The following is an 18,256-nucleotide window of genomic DNA, read 5'->3' as shown; positions in this document are numbered from 1 at the left end:
GCGGACGGGGGGCGAGGCGCCATGTCGATATTCAGACCCGCCACGGACAGGCCCATTGCCGTCAGGATCGGCCTGGCGGTCGCCGCGCTGGTGTTCCTGATGCTGGCGGTGTCGCTGGTGAACCTCTACGGCCTGCGCGGCATGGTGCGTGCGGTGGATTCCGCCAGCCATTCCGCGGAAATTCTCGCCTCGGTCAACGGGGCCACCGGGCGGGTGGAAAACTTCATCGCCACCCGCGACCAGGAAAGCCTGTCCCAGGCCGAAGGCATGGTGGCGACGGCTATCGCCGGCCTCACCGCCATTCCGGTGGCAGAGGCGCAATCGCTCAAGGGCAGTCTGGAAAGGCTCGCTGCGGCAATCGCCGCCTTGCGGACGGCGAGCCTGACCATGGATGGCGAAACGGAGAACATGACCGCCCACTACGGCCGGATGCGAGAGGCGACGATCCTCGTCGAACAGGGCATCGCCGATGGGTTGAAGGGGCTTGAGTCCCGCACCGCTGAGCACGAGGTGCGGGTGAGCAATATCGAAAGCGCCCATCGCATCCTGAATATCCTCCGCAACGGCGAACGGATCGTCACCGCCAATGTGGCCAAGATGCTGGTGACCGGTGATGGGGCTGCCGCCACCGCGGCGCGGAACGCCTGCGCGGCACTCCCTCCCGTGGTCGAGCAATTACGAGAGGTGATGGGGGCGCCGCAGGAGAGAGAGACTCTGGACCAGTTGGCGACGGCGGTCGCTGCTGCCAGCCTGGCGGTCGAGCACCTTGGCGAGGCTCCCAAGCTCCGGGGAGGCGAGGCTTTGCGGCATCTCGCCGCCGTCTGGGATATGGCCGAGCGCCTCGAGGAAATGTTGGGCGACGTGGATGGGCACGTTGCCCATGACGCAAGCGACATTCAGGCAGCAACCGGTTTGCTGCAAAATGCCGCCGCGTTGTCCAAGCGTTTCGCCGAGCGTGTTGCCACCCTGGAGGCGCAGACCTTGTCGTTTCGCCTGTCACCGTCGGCCGAGGTCGCCGGCTCTGTTAGCCACATCCTGGACGAACTTTCCCGGCTCTCTCGGGTTCTCCCGGCGTCCGTGGGGCTGCAAGCCAAGGCTACGCCCCTGACGGTCAGCGATCAGATTGCCGGCTACCGGGCGGCATTCGCCAGGTTCCATCAGGCGAGCAACGCCTTGAGCGACGCGCGCGACCAGGTTCGCAACGAGGCACGGAGCGCCGGCCTGTTGGTGGCGCGCTTCGCTGGTCAAGCGCGCTCCGACGCCTTGGTCCACAATGATCGCGGCATGCTTGCGACGATAGTTGCAGGGACCGTCGCCATCCTACTGGCCGGCGCCATCGCCTGGAGCACGTCGCGATTTGTCGCGCAGCCCATCGTGGCCCTGGCCTCGGTCATGCGCCGGCTTGCGGCTGGCGACCTGAACGCCGAGATCGCCAGCGCCGGACGCGGCGACGAGATTGGAATCATGACCCGCGCCGTACGGGTGTTCCAGGAGAATGCCCTGCGCATCCGGGTGTTGGAGGCCGAGGCCGAGGCCGAACGCCAGCAAGTCCAGGCCTCTTTGGAAAGAATGGTCGCCGAACGGACCGACACGCTGCACCAGCAGACCGAGGTGCTGGAGGCGCAGGCCATCGAACTCATTCAGGCGCGCAACCAGGCCGAGACGGCTAACCAGGCAAAGAGCGATTTCGTGGCCACGGTCAGCCACGAACTGCGCACCCCCCTGACCCTCATTCTCGCCCCGCTGGAGCAGCTCTCGGCGGCGACCACCCCGCCAGCGGACTGGCATGTGCAAATCGACCGCGCCCAACGCAACGCACTGCGCTTGATGAACCGGGTGAACGAAATCCTCGATTTCTCCAAGGCCGAAGCGGGCAAGTTTGAGTTGTGGCCGGCGCCAATTGACTTGAACAAGACGGTTGGTGTGCTGGCCGAGGATGCTGCCATGGTGGCCGCGGGCAAAGGCTGCACCTTGACCTGCAGCATCGATCCCGCACTCGGCACGGTGTTCCTGGACCCCCAACACTTCGAGAAAATTCTTCTCAACCTGGTGAGCAATGCCATCAAGTTCACGCCCGCAGGCGGCACCGTGCACCTGGCAGTAACTCCGCTTGATGGCGAGCAATTTGAACTCGCGGTGCAAGACTCGGGCATTGGCATTGCGCCTGACAAACTGCCGCTGCTGTTCCAGCGTTTTTCCCAGATCGACAATTCCGCCACGCGCCACTACAGCGGCACAGGTATTGGTCTGGCCCTGGTCAAGGATCTGGTTGAACTGATGGGGGGCGAAGTTGGCGTCAACAGCGAGCCCGGACGGGGTTCGTGCTTCTTTGTTCGACTTCCGATGGGGGCGGAGCAAAACACCGTGCCGACCGGGGCCAGCAATATGCACGAGCGATCGTCACCGAGCACAACGAGCACAACCGAGCAACGCCACCTGCGTTTCGACGACGGCCGCCATGGCAGTAGCAACGACCGACCTTCGACGGAAGGTGCAGACGACGAGCAGCATCCGGAACACGCCTCGCATTCCAGAGTGCTAGTGGTAGACGACAGCCCGGAAATGCTTAGCTACCTCCGCGAACTCTTGCACAACGACTACATCGTCGCCACCGCAGCTGATGGAGAACAGGCCTGGGCACTCCTGCAGCGTCGACCCATCGATGTCGTCGTCTCGGATGTGATGATGCCGGAGCTCGACGGTTTCGGCCTGACAGCGAGAATCAAAGCCAGCGCCGGTTTTGCCCATTTGCCCGTGATCCTGGTGACCGCCCGCGGCGGTAGCGAGGCCTGCGTCTCAGGGCTGGAGAGTGGCGCCGATGACTATATCGCCAAACCTTTTTCGCCGCTGGAGCTCAAGGCTCGCGTACGCGCGGCGCTACGCATGAGCCAGGTGCAAACCGAACTGCATGCAAAATCCCGTCAGGCGGGCATGGCCGAAATCGCCACTACTGTGCTGCACAACGTCGGCAACGTCCTCAACAGCGTGAACATATCGGCAGAACTGGTCAGCAGCCAGATGCGCACCTCCAAAGCCCAGGGGCTGGGCAAGGTGGCTCAGCTGATGAACGAACACGTCAATGACCTGAGCGATTTTCTCACCAGAGACCACAAAGGAAGGATGCTGCCCGACTATCTGCTCAAGCTGGCGGAGGTGGTGACGGCAGAGCAACAGGGCATCATCGAAGAACTCGAGCGACTCACCAAGGGCGTTGACCACATCAAAACCATTGTCGATGCCCAACAGTCCTATGCCGTTGCCGTCAGTGTCGTCGAGACAGTGCCGGTCTCAGAGTTAATCGATGATGCTTTGCGCATGAGTGCCGGATCACTGGCACGCCAGGAGGTGACGGTGGTCAAGGAAATTGCCGACTTGCCCCTGCTGTCGCTGGACCGGCACCGGGTGCTGCTGATTCTGGTGAACCTGATCAGCAATGCCAAGCAGGCGTTGGACGGCGTGATCGATCGCAGCCCGTGCATCACGTTCGGCGCCTCCCTCGTTGAGGGGCCAGTATTGCGTATCACGGTGGCCGACAACGGCAATGGGATTGCGCCAGAGTACCTGACGCTTATCTTTTCGCATGGCTTCACTACTCGCAAAGACGGTCACGGTTTCGGCCTGCACAGCTGCGCGCTAGCCGCGATGGAAATGGGTGGCAGCTTGACCGTTCACAGCGACGGGGACGGACAGGGCGCAACCTTCACCCTCGATATCCCCCTTGATGCTCCGCAGAATAAGCGATGACACCGAACCGGCGCATCCTACTGGTCGGCGATATGCCCGCGATCTATGAGGATCTCCGCAAAATCCTCGCATCTCTGGTGCTCGAGCATCCCGGTTTCAACGACGCCGAGGCGGCGCTGTTCGGTGACGCACCGCCGGTGCGGCTGCTGCGGTCACTTGCGAGCTGTATTCGGCTTATCAGGAACAGGAAGCGTTGGCTAAAGTGCAGCCCTCGCTGGAAGCGGGCCTGCCTTGAATCGTTCTTTGAAGCACGTGCCTGGGGGGTTGAAAGCGCACCTGAAAAGAGTCGGTTAATTGCGAAGTGATCGAGCTGTCGCACTGACAAAAACCAGCAGAACACTTACGCAGCCAAGAGCGAATGACAAGGTGCTCAGATGGGCGACCGCCCCGATAAATACGGGACCTATCAGAATCCCCGCGTAGCCCATCGAGATGACAGCGGGGATGGCTACCGCCTGTGGCATACGTTGTTGGCGGCCTACAGCGGTAAAGAGCACAGGGACAATGTTTGAGCATCCAGCACCGACCAGAGCGTAGCCAATCAAGGACGCGGCCCAGCCATCGATTCCAAGCGACACGATCATGCCTGCGGCTGCGCAGAGTCCGCCAAGCGCTACGACGCGCACGCCGCCTAGTTTGCTTACGATGGCATCTCCTGTCAGGCGGCCCAGCGTCATCGCAGCGGCGAAGGATGCGTAGCCCAAACCGGCGATGCTCGGCTCTAACCCTCGGCTCGAGACAAGGAAAACCGCGCTCCAGTCGAGCATTGCACCTTCAGTAAGGAAGACGATGAAACAGAGCGCCCCTAAAAACAGCACGATACCCCTAGGCATCGCAAACAATGGCCCACCCCGTTCAGTGCCATAAGTCAGCAAAGCAGGCGCAGCCTTGTAAAGCGCTCCCAAAACGGTGGCAACGATGCAGAGCGCAGCAATCAACGGATTCAGGCCGAAGGTCAGCAGAGCGGTCATCGCCCCGGCGCCCAATATGCCTCCGACGCTGTAAAGGCCATGGAAGCCGGACTGAAGTGCCTGTCCGCTGTTTTTCTCGACGATGACGGACTGTATGTTCATGGCGCAATCAAGCATGCCCATACTGGCACCGAAGATAATGACGGCTATGACCAGGCCGGGCAGCCAGACCACGGTGCTCAACAGCGGAAAAACGGCGCACAAGACAATCGTCGCCCAGATTACGACCGGGCGGCATCCATAGTGTGCAGTGAGATAACCAGCGAAGGGCATGGCCACAATAGATCCACCGCCCAGGCCAAGCAGCAGCAACCCCAGGCCACCATCGTCCAAGCCAGCGCGGGCTTTAACCAATGGGACCAGAGGCGCCCATGCGGACATGAGTAAGCCCGCGATAAGGAAGGCGATGCGTGTAGACATCCGCTCGCTGTGGTTAGCCGTGGGTACCAACACCGGCGATGGAGCATTCATAATTATCGGTAATCCTTATCGATGATGCTAGCCATCGTTTACTCGGCTTAGACAGTGCAGGTTTCGTATGTTTTTTTGCGTGCCCAGGTTTCGAAAAAACTTAGCGCCTGCGCTCATACGTCGCTCTATAACTACTCGGCGCTACGCCAAAGAAGTCACGAAAGCGCATATGGAAGTTGGCGAAACTACAAAAGCCGGTCGCAATCGCGATATCGGTGATCGGCCGATTGCTCTGCAGAATAAGCTGCCGCGCTCGAGTCAAGCGCAGCTCAAGGTAGTAGCGTGTGGGCGTGGCACCCACGAAACGGCAGAAGCGACGCTCCAATTGTCGTCGGGAAATGTTCACACACTCAGCCAGTTCGTCGATCGATAAGGGCTCTTCGATGTTCTTTTGCATCAGCTCTAAAGCGAGCTTCAGGGTTTGTGGCAAGGTGGGGTCAGAGTCAACGATGACAGTCGATATCCCAGAGACTTCAGAGGTTTGATCGCAACTGAGTATTTCCTCGACAGCATGGGTCAGCGACACGCCTTGTTTAGCGGTGATGAGCTCCAGCATCATGCGTAACGAGCTGCTGGCGCCAGCGCACGTGATACGGTTTCTGTCTATTACGTGCGTTCGACAAGAGACCAGGACTTTGGGGAAAACATCCTCCATCATCGCTCGTCCATCGGGATGGAAGGCACACTCGACACCGTCCATTAGCTGAGCTTCCGCCAGGAAAAATGCACCGTTCCACAAACCGCCCATGGTCGCGCCAAGAGAGGCGACGTTACGTAGCTTGCGCCGTAATAGCGGGTCGCTAATCAGCTTCACTCGCAATCCACCGGCGACGATGAGAACGTCGATACGATCCGGTAGTTGTGATAGCTCCAGGTCTGCTGAAATCGCAATTCCCAGATCGCTCATCACCAGACGGCTCCTGATGCCGACAGTCAATACCTCAAACGCTGGTGTCTCACTAATCAGGTTGGCGGTAACCAGCGCATCGATAGCGCCGGTGAACGACATCATCGAGAAATTGTTCAAAAGCACGAAAGCTACACGAGTCACCGCCTGCGGCTTTATTGGTTTCTCCGCCGTATAGGAGTACCCCATGTTTTTGTCTTTGAGCACGCTCTCGAATACGAATGGCATAAATCCTCTTTGACACCTGAACGAATAGCTAAGAACACGGTGCGGAATCTAAACAGCGGTTTTTGGAGCGGACAGCAACAAATCAAAGAATGATTGGCAGTCATCACTACCGGGCAATGCTTCAACACTGTTCTTGATGGCATTGCTGAGTGTGGTTCCCAAGCTGTCATCAGCCAGTAAATGGTACTTGGCAGTGAGTTCGTCACTCGACATAGGGTTGCCGGGGTCGCCCTTGGCCGTCGCGGTTGGGCTCGTAAGACGCGTGCCGTCTTTCAGGGTAACCGTGACGCGGGAGAGGATTTCCTCTGGGAACCTGGCAGACAGGTCAGGCGCCTCATGAAGGGTTATTTTCTCGCTGATATGCAAGATGTCTGGCGCATGAATGGAATCCCCGGTGACCTCATTTGGCCCCAGCTTCCCGCGAACGATCAAGGCAGCCAGCGGGAACGCTAGCGCATACTGGGCCTCGTCCGCATTCTTCGGAAAATGCCCCTGCAAGCACACAGACTCATGGAATGTTTCGACCTCTATGGCCTCGATCAACTCAGCAGTGATGACCGGATGTGCTCGCATCAAATCGGTCATGGCCGTGAGTGCCGGTTGCGCCCAGCGACATACCGGCCACGGTTTGAAATATTGTTCGTCGATCTCCCAGCGGGCTCCGATGTCCCGCCAGAAAGTGGAAATCTCCAAAGGTTCAACGGTGGCGGCTGGAGCGCCGGTGACACCGAGCTGTGCCATCAGTAGTGCGTTCAGTCCGGCATACGCCCCGGCACCGTGAGCGTCACGCAACATCGTCGGAAAACTCACCAGGCGCATCATCGGACACCTGGGGCCAAAGTATTCCGCGATACCCAGTGCATGACGGAACGTCGTTTCATCAAGCTTCAGCAAGCGGGCGCCAGCGCAAACGACCCCGATCCCGGAAAAGGCGCCTGAGGCATGATATTCAGGGGCCGTGGCCATCAATGCCTGGCCCGCCCGCAAGGCGGTCTCGTAACCGATGCACAGTGCGCTGAGGAATTCCTCGCCGCTGATGTCTTTGCCCTGACTGCGATACGCGTCTACCAATGCAACAATGGCCGGGACTACGGTTGCACCCGCATGCCCCTTGGAGGTGAAGTGACCTTCATGTGCATCCAGGCTATCAACGCAGAAGCCGCCTGCATACGCGGCGCCCAATGGATGTACGGCTCTGCCGTCGAACCAGAGGCGGCTGGACAGTTTGTTGGCAGAGTAGTGGGTGTCAGCGTAGGTTTTGAGCATCACGCTGGTTTGATTGTCGCGAGCACCGGCGGCCACACCAATGATGTCGAGCAGGCAAGTTTTAACCAACTCCCGTGTATGCAGGGGCGCGTCCTTGTAACTGAAATTCTGGACGAATGAATACAACTGCATTTCATGATTCCTGAATGATGAACGCCCAAACGGATAAAAGGTTGCCCGGGGAAGGGCAACCTTTTATGCAGATTTAAATGAAGGGACTAATTTTTTACGGTGGCGGTATTAGCCGCGGCTCGTGCGTCTGCCAGCCAGCTGTCGTACTTCGCGCGATGGGCCGCGATCCATTCTTTGGCGTGACGAGTTATGTCAGCTGCACTTTTTTCACCGTTGTGCATTTTCAGATTTTGCGCGCTTTCATCGTCGGTAGTGATCTGCATTTCAGACAGGAATTTCACGGCCGCCGGATTTTTCTCGGCGAACTCTTTATTGATTACCGCTTTGACACTGTCTACGGCGAAACCAAGGTTTTTACCATTAAAGGTCGTGTTGACATCGTTTTTGCCACCTGGAAGATCCGTACGCGGCACGGTTAACCACACAACATCTTTGCCTTCGACCAGAACACCGGAGATCCACTGAGGCACCCAGGTGTAATAGAGAATCGGCTTGCCCTGTTTATAACGAGCGATGGTGTCAGCCATCAATGCAAAGTAGGAGCCCTGGTTGTTTGTGACGGTTTTTTCCAAGCCATAGGCTTTCATATGGTGGGCAATGATCAGCTCACAGCCCCAACCGGGGTTGCAACCTGTCAGGTCGGCTTTACCGTCGCCATTGGCATCGAACAGTTTGGCATTTTCCGGCTTCTGCAAATCTGCGAGCGAGGTGATGTGGTGTTCATCGGCCGTTTTTTTGTCAATCATGTAGCCCTGCAACACGCCCGGCATGATAGCGCCGGTTTTCACCATCGTCTCATCGCCGCCGGCCTTCTCGTAGAAAGATTTGTGCAGTTCCTCCCACAAATGCACTGAGAAATCCGCGTCACCATTGGCAATCGCAACCATCATGGTGGAGTACTCGGTTTCCTTTGGTGTTTCAACGTCGTAGCCCAACTCCTTGAGACCCGCCATTGCAATCTCTCCGCGGAACCGCTCCTCGGCGATTGACGGAAAGATAGGGGTGATTGATACCCCTTTTCCGGGCTCCTGCGCCGTTGCGGCCGATGCGAACACAGGTGATACCGCTAAAACTAAAAGCGCGACAGAATGAATGAATTTCTGTTTTATTCCGAATGTTGTGAAGTTCATTATCGTTTACCTTGGCTGGATTACTAAGTTGGCATTTCTTTTGGTTCACGACGCGCCGCTTAGCGGAGTTAGCTTTCTTTGGGACTGACTTCTATTTTCGTAACAGTGTTTTTTCTTTTCAGGCGATAAATGACACCCGCCGGGCCTGTCTGGTACCAGTGCTCACCTTTGGTTGCTCTGTTACTGCGCTCGCCCATCGCTTGGGTCAGGCGGTCAAGGAAAATTGCCAGTAATACCAGGCCCAAACCACCGACGGTTGCCAAGCCCATATCAAGGCGGCCAATCCCGCGAAGCACCATCATTCCCAACCCGCCAACCGAAATCATTGATGCGATCACCACCATGGAAAGCGACAACATTAATGCCTGATTCAGGCCCGCCATGATTGTCGGTGCAGCTAAAGGAAGTTGAACTCGCCTCAGCATCTGGCGTGGGGTACATCCGAAAGCCCGGGCGGCCTCAACCTTATCTTCCGGCACTTGGCGAATTCCCAAATTAGTGAGCCTGACGAGTGGGGCTACCGAAAAGATGATCGTGACCAGTACACCCGGTACGTTGCCGATACCGAACAGCATCACTACGGGTACCAGATAAACAAATGCAGGCAGTGTTTGCATTGCATCGAGTACCGGCCGCAGCAGCATCTCCAGCCGGTCACTCCGGGCACACAGGACACCTAGCGGTATGCCAATAACTGCACAGAAAAACAGTGAAGTGAGCACCAGGGCGAGGGTGATCATGGCGTCATTCCACACGCCGATTACGCCTAATAGCGTAAGAGTTACAAAGCAAAGAATACCTATTCTTTTTCCGCCTACCTGCCAGCCAAAGAGTGTGGCGATAATAATGAATATTGACGGAGGAATGGCCAATAGTCCGTACTGAATACCATTAAGTACCTGGTCGATTGGCCATCTTATCGAGCGGAATACCTCGCGGAAATTCTGAACCATATAATTCAGGGCAACTTCTACCCATTGGCCCAAAGGGACGTTGATGGATTGAAACGGGTCTAGAAAACTGAATTCGTTCATGTCATCACCTGAATGTCCTTGCCTGGCAAGCCACCAATAGAGACTATTAGTGTCGGCTCATTGTCTGAAGCAGTAGGCTCTTGGAGATCGTGCCTTTGAACACACCCTGGCGATCCAGGACGGCAACTGGATTAACTGCATCCGCAACGATGTGAAAGACGTCCTGCAGGAGTACATCGTCGCGCAGCGTAGGAGTGGATTGATCCATGGCGTACGGATGCTCTGCGCAAATTTTTGCAACATCACCAGCCTTGAGGATCTTCGAGGCATCAAAGCCTTTGAAGAAAGCTCTGACGTAATCGTTCGCGGGGTTGCAAAGCAGCTCTTGCGGGGTACCGATCTGAACTACCCGGCCACCCTCCATGATCGCAATGCGATGGCCGATGCGAATCGCCTCGTCAATGTCATGGGAGATGAAGATGATGGTGCGATGCTGTTCTGCCTGCAGGCGGATCAGCTCGCCCTGCATTTCGTGGCGAATCAACGGGTCGAGTGCCGAGAAGGCTTCGTCCATCAGCAGGATGGCGGGGTCGTTGGCCAGCGCTCGGGCCAGACCTACCCGCTGTTGCATACCGCCGGACAGTTGGTGCGGATAGCTGTAGGCGTGGCCATCGAGCCCTACCTGTTTGAGTGCCTCGAGTGCACGTTTATGCCGTTCACTTTCCTCGACACCCGAGATTTCCAGGCCGAAAGCAACGTTGTCGATCACACTCATGTGGGGCATCAGGGCAAACGACTGAAACACCATGCTCATGTCTTTGCGACGAACGCTGAGGAGATCTGCATCTGACAGACCGGTGATTTCCTGGCCGTTAAGATGGATGGTTCCGGAGGTTGGCTCGATCAGTCGATTGAACAACCGGACCATCGTCGACTTCCCGGAACCGGAAAGCCCCATGATGACGAAAATCTCTCCACGTTTTACGGAGAAACTGGCATCAAAAACGCCAACGACTTGACCGGTTTTGCTGAAAATTTCACTTTTATCAGCACCGCCAGCCAGCATCTCCATCGCGAGCTTTGGCTGAGTACCAAAGACTTTGTAAATGTTTTTTACCGAGAGTATCTCGTCACCAAGACTCATAACCCCTCCTGCTGCAAATACGACGTAAGATCAAGATTTTAGATATACGTATCTTAATCAGTTAAGACGGTGCTTATAGGGGCAGTCAAGCTGGGATAAAGGTGCGGAGTTAGTCATTGTGACCATCCTCTTTATTGTGATGTTTATTATTCTTGTTTTATCGGCGCTGAATTAATCAGTGGCTTGGGACCCAAGTTATTACCTTATAGAGTCAGCGTCTAACAACATTTCTTCCAGCCAATCAATAACGTCATGTTATCAATCAATTGACGTATCAATTTGCGACTGCGACAGTGCTGGTTGCGAAGGCCACTGCCGCTGGCCCTGTCTTAGACCCTCTGTTTCAGCTACGCTCCAGCGTAGGCTCCAGGTGGAACCCCTCTCGCCGATCTCGTCCCTAACGGCCCTCCAAAGGGCCCCGAACCGGATATTCAATACTCTAGGTTATGGTTAAGCACATCGATCCAGACATGACGCTGCTGAAAATGCCGTCTCTGAAAGCAGTGAAGTCATTCGTAGCCGCCGCCAAATATCAGAGCTTTACGCGTGCGGCTGAAGCGCTGTGCGTTACTCAAGCGGCAATTAGCCGTCAGATTCGGGAGCTTGAGGCGTACCTTGGGGTGGATCTCTTCAAGAGGGTGGGACGAGCAGTCGAGTTGACGGAAGCCGGATCCATCTTTTTTGATGCTGCACAGATTTCTTTCGTCAACATTTCGCAAGCCGCGGAGCGCATTCGCACCAACAATGCAGGCAAGCGAACGTTGACACTTTGCTGTTCTCCCGCGTTTTCTGCCCTCTGGCTCGCAGCGAAGCTACCGGGGTTTTTTACCATGAACGCAGACATCGACCTCAATCTGGTAACCACTCAAAACTTCTTGTCGATGGAACCGGGTGTAACGCCGGACATCTTTATCACCAAAATGGCCAGGGTTCAGGATGGCTATCGCAGTTATCCGTTGTTTCATGACGTCATCTACCCGGTGTGCACGCCTCGTTACAAAGAGGAGCACCCTGAACTGTCCAGCCTGGAAGGCATACGCGACGGGGTTTTGCTAAACCTCAGCCCCTATGGCAGATCCCAGGTAGCGGAGCACGTTGACTGGGGCGTTTGGCTGGCTTATCACGATGTTGATATCGAGAAACGCCCCCACGACAGCCCTCACGTTTTCAACGCGAACGACTACAACCTGGTAATTAGCATGGTGTTGACCCATCAGGGCGTAGCTCTCGGATGGAATCATCTGGTTGCAAACCTGATCGAAAACGGCACGCTGATTCGTCCGATCGAAGAAGAAGTAGTTCTTCATGAAAGTCAGCACTATCTGACATTTCGAGAAGACCGGATCAATGACGACGCCTGTTGCCGGCTACGCGACTGGATTCTCGCCCAGTTTTCCTGAGCTGTTTAGAAGATAGGAGTACTGACTGAGCAGTGACTCGGGGTGCGAGGAGGGGAGAGGTTTGGGTGTGCCGGTGGTGATCATTCGTGGTTCTCACCACCGGCAGTGTTGCACTTAGCCGACAGATCTTAACGGGATCGTGTCATTGAGCTGCTCAAGCATCGTTTTGCAGTACCAATCATCAAACTGGCACACGCCAATTTCGCTGGCCACCGATAAGGGGCCTGGCTCGTAAGCAGGTGAATTAACCCCTACCTGAGCACCTTCCACCAAGGTGCGGTCCTGGTCATTGGTTGCAAGCCAAACCTTGGTCAGGCGATCGATGTCGTAGTCGACACCTTCCTGCGCGTCCTTCTTGACGATCCATTTTGTAGTGACCAACGTCTCGTTCGGACCGATGGGTAGAACGCGGAAGCTCAACGCGTGATCGCCCAGAAAGTGGTTCCAGGTCGATGGGTAGTTGAAGTAAAGCAGAGCACCGATGTTAGCTTCACCGGTTGTGTCCAAGCGGCCCGATACCGCTGGCTTGCCATCCATTGTGTAGCTGACGGCCCCTGAAAACAGTGGGATGCGCGTCATTCGGAAGCGGCCATCCTCGTCCATGACCAATCGGCTAGGCAGGCCTGCCGCTTCGCAGCGGTCCCAATGCTCTTTAAGTTCGAGATCCTCATCACCGCCAGCCCCGCCCACTGATGGATTGTCCACGAATGAGTGCATCAATTCCGGGTGGGTACAATCGCAGTGGTAGCACTCACGGTTGTTCTCGAAAACCAGTTTCCAGTTGCCTTTCTCAATGATGTTCGACTCAAACGCGACTTTGCAGTCATCCAGGTTATGAGGCGCAACGAAAGGGGTGACGGATTTTCTGAACGAAGAAAAGTCTGGAGCGACGTCAGCGACGCACACATAGATGTAGGTTTCGACGACCTCACAATGCACGGGTTTCAAACCATGCTGAGACTTGTCGAAATCGTCCCCCATGTTCCCGGCGAACAGCAGGCGGCCATCCAGTTCGAATGTCCATTTGTGGTAAGGGCACACCAGCTTGGCGACCTTACCGCTGGCTTCCGGGCACACCTTGGAACCGCGATGACGGCAGGAGTTGTGGAAGGCCCGAATCTGTTTGTCTGCGCCACGGACGACCGCGACGGGGTAGTCGCCGACTTGCAGCGACAGGTACTGACCCGACTTCTCCAGCTCAAATGTGTGCCCTGCGAAGATCCAGCTTTTGTGCCAGATCTGTTCCAGATCCTGCCTGTAAACGTCTGGATCGCTATAAAGGGCACCTGGTAGCGCGTGGTCAGGCTTGCGCTGCGCGATTAGATTTGAAACTGCCGATTTAGTGCTCACGGTCAACACACTCCAAAATACCAAGGGGGCGACACGTTCTGCCTTCTCAACGAGGTGGGGCTAAACGGTCTTGAGTTCGCAGAACCGTCTGTGGATGCAAGCCCATCAAACCGTGCTGCTTCTATCCGCGAACCGGAACGTTGTGCCACGTCCAGGAAGCGTCTTACGAAAAATGTGCCTTCTTGGATGGTGGTGCCATCCGTGCACTCATTTCGTTCGAGTCCTTACTAATGCAGACATTTCTGTAATGTCGATGTTTGCATCAATAGCAATATTTCTACAGCACCTTATTCGAGCCCGGACAAACAGATCCTAACTAATGGAACGAATGTACGAGAAATTCGCTTATCCAACTCGTCGGTAGAATATCGCTGTTGTAAGGCTACGACGGCAATCATGCATCAACAAGAAACATTTACTCTGATCAATGCATAAACAAATGTTATCGATTGATGTTGCGGCTCCGAGAACAAATTTTCAAATCATTGAAAACAAAGGGAAAATTATTTTTAAGGACGCTTGGAGCCCCTATCTATAAATGTATACGGCGGAAATACACTCTATTGACCGCCTTCTTGGCCCATGCCAGTCTGGATTCAACAGTTAACCAAAGTGCCGCAGTTGATCTCGTGTTTGAGCATTGGGAACTGTCCCGTGAAAACATGGAGATTTTTATCGCGCCTCAAGGCATCAAAGCTGACGCGCTCGTTGATCTTCCACCTAACTCGCATTCGGAGCATTTATCTTGAAATTTGAAGGTATTTATACGCCAGCAGTAACTCCTTATAACTCTGATGGGGAGATTGACTGGAATGTGTACTCGGAAGTTTTGGAGTCGCTGATTGAGGCGAAGGTGCACGGCATCATTATCGGCGGGTCGACCGGCGAGTATTATGCGCAGACTTCGGAAGAACGCACCGAGTTGGCAGCCTATGCCAAAGATGTGATCGGCACTCGGGTGCAACTGATCGTCAGTACCGGGGCGATTCGCACCGAAGATGCGGTTCAGTACGCCAAGGATGCCAAATCGATCAAAGCGGACGCCATTCTCGTCACGTCACCACCTTACGCGCTGCCAACCTCACAGGAAAACGCGATTCACGCGCTCACTATCGATCGCGCAGCGGACTTGCCGATCATGCTTTACAACTATCCGGGGCGCATGTGCGTTTCGATGGATGAAGAATATTTCAAGCATGTCAGCCAATCGAAAAACGTCGTCGCCATCAAGGAAAGTTCCGGCGACATGGGCCAGGTGCATATGCTGGCCCGGCAATTCCCCAACATCGCCTTGTCCTGCGGATGGGACGACCAGGCGCTCGAATTTTTTGCCTGGGGCGCCCGCAGTTGGGTGTGCGCAGGTTCCAACTTCCTGCCCAAGGAACACGTTGCGCTTTATGAAGCCTGCGTGATCGAAAAGAACTTCGACAAAGGCCGTCAAATCATGTCGGCAATGATGCCGCTGATGAATGCCCTGGACGGTGGCAAGTTCGTGCAGTCGATCAAATACGGCTGCGAAGTTGCCGGATTGAAAGTCGGTAACGTGCGCCTGCCATTGCAGCCACTTGAAGCGGACGAAAAGCAGAGTTTTGCGTCGGTCATTACTGAACTCAAACGTAACGTAGCCAACATTTCTTCGGGAGCCAGCCATGGGTGATCTTCTGAGCAAGGCCGAATATGCCGCGCTGGCCAAAGACATTTCGTTGCCATCCAAGGCGTTCATCAATGGCGCGTTTAAACCCGCGATCTCTGGCAAAACCTTCGCCACGAACAATCCGGCGACCGGTGACTTTTTGACCGACGTCGCAGCTTGTTCGTCCGATGATGTCAACTGTGCGGTGAGCAATGCCAAGGAGGCCTTTGAGGATGGACGCTGGAGATCTGTTTCTCCTCGGGAGCGCAAAGCGGTTCTGTTGAAGTTTGCAAACCTGCTTGAAAGCCATCAACACGAACTGGCCGTCCTCGAAAGTCTCGATAGCGGCAAACCGGTCAGTGAATGTCAGTTGGTCGACATCCCGGACACCATCCACACGATCCGCTGGCACGCAGAACTGATTGACAAGATTTATGACAACACCGCCCCGGTGGGCAGCGACGCGCTGACCATGGTTGTCCGTGAGCCGATTGGCGTGGTGGGCTGCGTATTGCCCTGGAACTTCCCGCTGCTGATGCTGGCGTGGAAAATCGGCCCGGCGCTCGCTGCGGGCTGTTCGGTCATCGTCAAACCTGCTGAACAAACCTCGCTGACCACGTTGCGTGTCGCTCAGCTGGCGTTTGAAGCCGGTATACCCGCTGGTGTACTCAACATTGTGACCGGCACGGGCAAAGAGGTCGGTGAGCCGATCGGTTTGCATCACGATGTAGACATGGTGAGCTTCACCGGCTCCACCGCGACCGGTCGCCGCTTCCTGCATTACGCAGCCGATTCGAACCTGAAACGCATCGTGCTTGAGTGCGGCGGGAAAAACCCGGCCGTGGTGATGGACGATGCGCAAGACCTGGATCTCGTCGCTCAGCATGTCGTCAACGGCGCATTCTGGAACATGGGCGAAAACTGCTCCGCGACTTCTCGTCTGATCGTGCACGCGTCTGTTAAAGACGAGCTGCTAGAGCGCATGGGCGCCTATATCCGCGAATGGAAGATGGGCGACCCACTCGATCCGGAAAACCGCGTAGGGTCGCTGGTCAGCCCTGAGCATTTTGCCAAAGTGAAGTCGTACCTTGAGCACGCCGCCGCCGGAAAGCTTGAAGTGGTTTACGGTGGCGCGACCAAAGACGGTGCCTTTGTAGAGCCAACGGTGATTGACGGTGTTGGTCGAGACAACCGGCTGTTCCAGGAAGAGATCTTCGGCCCGATTCTCTCGGTCACCTCCTTCAACACGCTCTCCGAAGCCATTGCGCTGGCCAATGACACGGTATACGGCCTGGCGGCCTCCGTTTATACCGGCAGCCTGCGTCGGGCGATCAAGTTGTCGCGTGAAATTCGCGCCGGCATTGTCACCGTGAACTGCTTTGGCGAGGGCGATGCATCGACGCCTTTCGGTGGCTACAAGGAATCAGGGTTCGGCGGTCGGGACAAATCGATTTTTGCCCATGACCAGTACACCGAAATCAAAACCATCTGGATCGATGTGTCTGATCGGTCGGATGAAGAGACCGAAAAATGAGCACCCATACCATCAAGCGCCTGCCGGTAGACACCGGGGTTTCAGGTTGGGAGGCGATTTCCGCACGCACTGCGCCTGTCCGCATGCTTGATGGAAACGTGACGGCGGACTGGCTGATTATCGGGGCCGGTTTTGCCGGCCTTTCCGCCGCTCGCAGACTTTCACAGCTGCACCCTGGCGACAGCATTGTTGTGGTCGATGCGCATGAAGTTGCCAAGGGCCCGGCGGGCAGAAACTCTGGCTTCATGATCGATGTGCCGCACAGTCTGTCGTCCGGGGAATACTCCGTGGCGAGTGAGTCTGCAACGGCGCTGGAAATCACGCAAAATCGTTTTGCGATTGCTTTTGCCGCTGAAGCCGCGCGGGAGTACGGCATGTCTGCCGACACGTTCGACCCTTCCGGGAAGATCAACGCGGCCGCCACTGAGCGGGGATTGAAGCTGAACGTCAATTACGCTCAATCCCTTGAACGCATTGGCGAGAAGTTCGAGATGTTAGATGCCGCGCAAATGCGCGAAATCACCGGGTCCACCTATTACCACGGTGGGATCTACACCCCCGGCGCAGTGATGATTCAACCCGCGCAATACATTAGAGACCTGGCAGCAGGGCTCGAAGGGAAAATCACGCTGTTCGAACGCTCTCCGATTATTGAATTGACCAAGCAGGGAAGCGGTTGGAGCGCTCGATCTCATAACGGGACGGTGCACGCACCCAAGGTCATCCTGGGGGTTAACGGCCACATTGAAGACTTTGGCCATTATCAAGGACGACTGCTGCACGTCTTCACTTACGCTTCCATGACGGCGGCGTACAGTGATGATGAATTCAGGAAAGAGGTGCCGGGCAAAGCCAAGTGGGCATTGTTGCCGGCGGATCCAATGGGCGCGACCGTTCGCAAGATCTCTTCAGACGGTCTCTCGCGTATCGTCATCCGGACAAAGTTCACCTATGACCCGAGTATCCAGGTCACTCCAGAGCGGGTAGCTGCGGTGGCCAAAGAACAGCGACATTCCTTGGATGCCCGCTTTCCCGAATTGAAATCCACTGCGTTGGAGTTCAGCTGGGCCGGCCGCCTGTGTTTGAGCCGCAACAGCGCCGCTGCATTTGGCGAGATCGAAGAAAACCTGTATTCGGCTTGCTGCGAAAATGGGTTGGGAACGGTCAAGAGCACCCTGGCAGGTGTCATGGCGGCGGAATTGGCTTCGGGTGTACGTTCTGATTTTCTGGATAGTTTCAGTCACGCACCAGGACCCAGCAGGCTACCCCCCAAAATAATAACGAAACTGGGCGTCAGTTCGGTCATTCGTTGGCATGAGTTTTGGGCCGGGCGAGAAGGTTAACAAGTTTAAGTTGTCGGCTTTTTCTATAG

The 18,256-nt window shown here is 55.9% G+C and carries 13 protein-coding genes and 3 pseudogenes; 9 read left to right on the top strand and 7 right to left on the bottom strand.

All coding sequences use genetic code 11. The features are described 5' to 3' along the window. Positions 1-21 precede the first annotated feature (21 nt). From AB7M29_RS20210 to AB7M29_RS20195, 4 genes and pseudogenes are all read left to right on the top strand, one after another. A pseudogene (locus AB7M29_RS20210) lies at positions 22-2,334 on the top strand (ATP-binding protein); the annotation flags it as partial. A 9-nt stretch (positions 2,335-2,343) separates the two neighbouring features. After that, positions 2,344-2,883, top strand: a pseudogene (locus AB7M29_RS20205) (response regulator transcription factor); the annotation flags it as partial. Continuing rightward, positions 2,884-3,744 (top strand): ATP-binding protein, encoded by an 861-nt coding sequence (locus AB7M29_RS20200; protein ID WP_437180792.1) that lies wholly within the window; start codon positions 2,884-2,886, stop codon positions 3,742-3,744. Positions 3,745-3,776: 32 nt separating this feature from the next. Beyond that, positions 3,777-4,049, top strand: a complete 273-nt coding sequence (locus tag AB7M29_RS20195) for a hypothetical protein (RefSeq protein ID WP_454247674.1) — start codon at positions 3,777-3,779, stop codon at positions 4,047-4,049. Here the strand turns inward: AB7M29_RS20195 and AB7M29_RS20190 are convergent. The 6 genes from AB7M29_RS20190 to AB7M29_RS20165 all read right to left on the bottom strand — a co-directional run bounded on the left by AB7M29_RS20190 (position 4,035) and on the right by AB7M29_RS20165 (position 10,967). Further along, a complete protein-coding gene (locus tag AB7M29_RS20190; RefSeq protein WP_454247673.1) occupies positions 4,035-5,186 on the bottom strand; it encodes an MFS transporter in 1,152 nt (383 codons plus the stop codon). The genes AB7M29_RS20195 and AB7M29_RS20190 overlap by 15 nt on opposite strands. A gap of 100 nt (positions 5,187-5,286) precedes the next feature. After that, a complete protein-coding gene (locus AB7M29_RS20185) occupies positions 5,287-6,321 on the bottom strand; it encodes a GlxA family transcriptional regulator (RefSeq protein ID WP_038982992.1) in 1,035 nt (344 codons plus the stop codon). Between the two features lie 48 nt (positions 6,322-6,369). After that, positions 6,370-7,719: an MmgE/PrpD family protein gene (locus AB7M29_RS20180; protein ID WP_217856258.1), complete on the bottom strand. Its 1,350-nt coding sequence runs from the start codon at positions 7,717-7,719 to the stop codon at positions 6,370-6,372. A gap of 86 nt (positions 7,720-7,805) precedes the next feature. After that, the gene (gene proX / locus AB7M29_RS20175) at positions 7,806-8,849 is read right to left on the bottom strand and encodes a glycine betaine/L-proline ABC transporter substrate-binding protein ProX (protein WP_217856255.1); all 1,044 of its coding nucleotides are present in this window, start codon (positions 8,847-8,849) and stop codon (positions 7,806-7,808) included. Between the two features lie 68 nt (positions 8,850-8,917). Further along, positions 8,918-9,883, bottom strand: coding sequence for a glycine betaine/L-proline ABC transporter permease ProW (proW, locus tag AB7M29_RS20170; protein WP_038982995.1), 966 nt, complete (start codon positions 9,881-9,883; stop codon positions 8,918-8,920). A gap of 46 nt (positions 9,884-9,929) precedes the next feature. Beyond that, entirely contained in the window at positions 9,930-10,967 is a 1,038-nt protein-coding gene (locus AB7M29_RS20165) for a quaternary amine ABC transporter ATP-binding protein (RefSeq protein WP_217856253.1), read from the bottom strand. A 446-nt stretch (positions 10,968-11,413) separates the two neighbouring features. On the opposite strand from AB7M29_RS20165, the gene AB7M29_RS20160 reads away from it, so the two are divergent. Then, positions 11,414-12,367, top strand: a complete 954-nt coding sequence (locus tag AB7M29_RS20160) for a LysR family transcriptional regulator (RefSeq protein WP_217856251.1) — start codon at positions 11,414-11,416, stop codon at positions 12,365-12,367. Positions 12,368-12,481: 114 nt separating this feature from the next. Here the strand turns inward: AB7M29_RS20160 and AB7M29_RS20155 are convergent, their stop codons facing one another. Next, positions 12,482-13,717, bottom strand: a complete 1,236-nt coding sequence (locus tag AB7M29_RS20155; protein ID WP_454247672.1) for an aromatic ring-hydroxylating oxygenase subunit alpha — start codon at positions 13,715-13,717, stop codon at positions 12,482-12,484. 605 nt (positions 13,718-14,322) lie between these two features. On the opposite strand from AB7M29_RS20155, the pseudogene AB7M29_RS20150 reads away from it, so the two are divergent. The 4 genes and pseudogenes from AB7M29_RS20150 to AB7M29_RS20135 all read left to right on the top strand — a co-directional run. Then, positions 14,323-14,466 (top strand): annotated as a pseudogene (locus tag AB7M29_RS20150) (GntR family transcriptional regulator); the annotation flags it as partial. Further along, on the top strand, positions 14,463-15,374 hold the full coding sequence (locus tag AB7M29_RS20145) for a dihydrodipicolinate synthase family protein (protein WP_454247671.1): 912 nt from the start codon (positions 14,463-14,465) through the stop codon (positions 15,372-15,374). The pseudogene AB7M29_RS20150 and the gene AB7M29_RS20145, both read left to right, overlap by 4 nt. Then, a complete protein-coding gene (locus AB7M29_RS20140; protein WP_454247670.1) occupies positions 15,367-16,884 on the top strand; it encodes an aldehyde dehydrogenase in 1,518 nt (505 codons plus the stop codon). Before AB7M29_RS20145 ends, AB7M29_RS20140 begins: the two co-directional genes overlap by 8 nt. Beyond that, complete coding sequence (locus AB7M29_RS20135) at positions 16,881-18,227, top strand: NAD(P)/FAD-dependent oxidoreductase (RefSeq protein WP_217856243.1); 1,347 nt, start codon at positions 16,881-16,883, stop codon at positions 18,225-18,227. The genes AB7M29_RS20140 and AB7M29_RS20135 overlap by 4 nt, the downstream gene beginning before the upstream one ends. The last annotated feature ends 29 nt before the right edge of the window (positions 18,228-18,256 follow it).

The organism is Pseudomonas sp. F-14 TE3623, from assembly GCF_053629015.1.
Note: the sequence above shows the minus strand (reverse complement) of the source record. Positions and strands in the feature narration are given on the sequence as shown.

Excerpts from the sequence above, each read along its gene's own strand:
- proX (WP_217856255.1), bottom strand. The coding sequence starts at position 8,849 with ATGAACTTCACAACATTCGGAATAAAACAGAAATTCATTCATTCTGTC.
- proW (WP_038982995.1), bottom strand. The coding sequence starts at position 9,883 with ATGAACGAATTCAGTTTTCTAGACCCGTTTCAATCCATCAACGTCCCT.
- AB7M29_RS20160 (WP_217856251.1), top strand. The coding sequence starts at position 11,414 with ATGGTTAAGCACATCGATCCAGACATGACGCTGCTGAAAATGCCGTCT.
- AB7M29_RS20195 (WP_454247674.1), top strand. The coding sequence starts at position 3,777 with ATGCCCGCGATCTATGAGGATCTCCGCAAAATCCTCGCATCTCTGGTG.
- AB7M29_RS20200 (WP_437180792.1), top strand. The coding sequence starts at position 2,884 with ATGAGCCAGGTGCAAACCGAACTGCATGCAAAATCCCGTCAGGCGGGC.
- AB7M29_RS20180 (WP_217856258.1), bottom strand. The coding sequence starts at position 7,719 with ATGCAGTTGTATTCATTCGTCCAGAATTTCAGTTACAAGGACGCGCCC.
- AB7M29_RS20190 (WP_454247673.1), bottom strand. The coding sequence starts at position 5,186 with ATGAATGCTCCATCGCCGGTGTTGGTACCCACGGCTAACCACAGCGAG.
- AB7M29_RS20140 (WP_454247670.1), top strand. The coding sequence starts at position 15,367 with ATGGGTGATCTTCTGAGCAAGGCCGAATATGCCGCGCTGGCCAAAGAC.
- AB7M29_RS20185 (WP_038982992.1), bottom strand. The coding sequence starts at position 6,321 with ATGCCATTCGTATTCGAGAGCGTGCTCAAAGACAAAAACATGGGGTAC.
- AB7M29_RS20165 (WP_217856253.1), bottom strand. The coding sequence starts at position 10,967 with ATGAGTCTTGGTGACGAGATACTCTCGGTAAAAAACATTTACAAAGTC.
- AB7M29_RS20135 (WP_217856243.1), top strand. The coding sequence starts at position 16,881 with ATGAGCACCCATACCATCAAGCGCCTGCCGGTAGACACCGGGGTTTCA.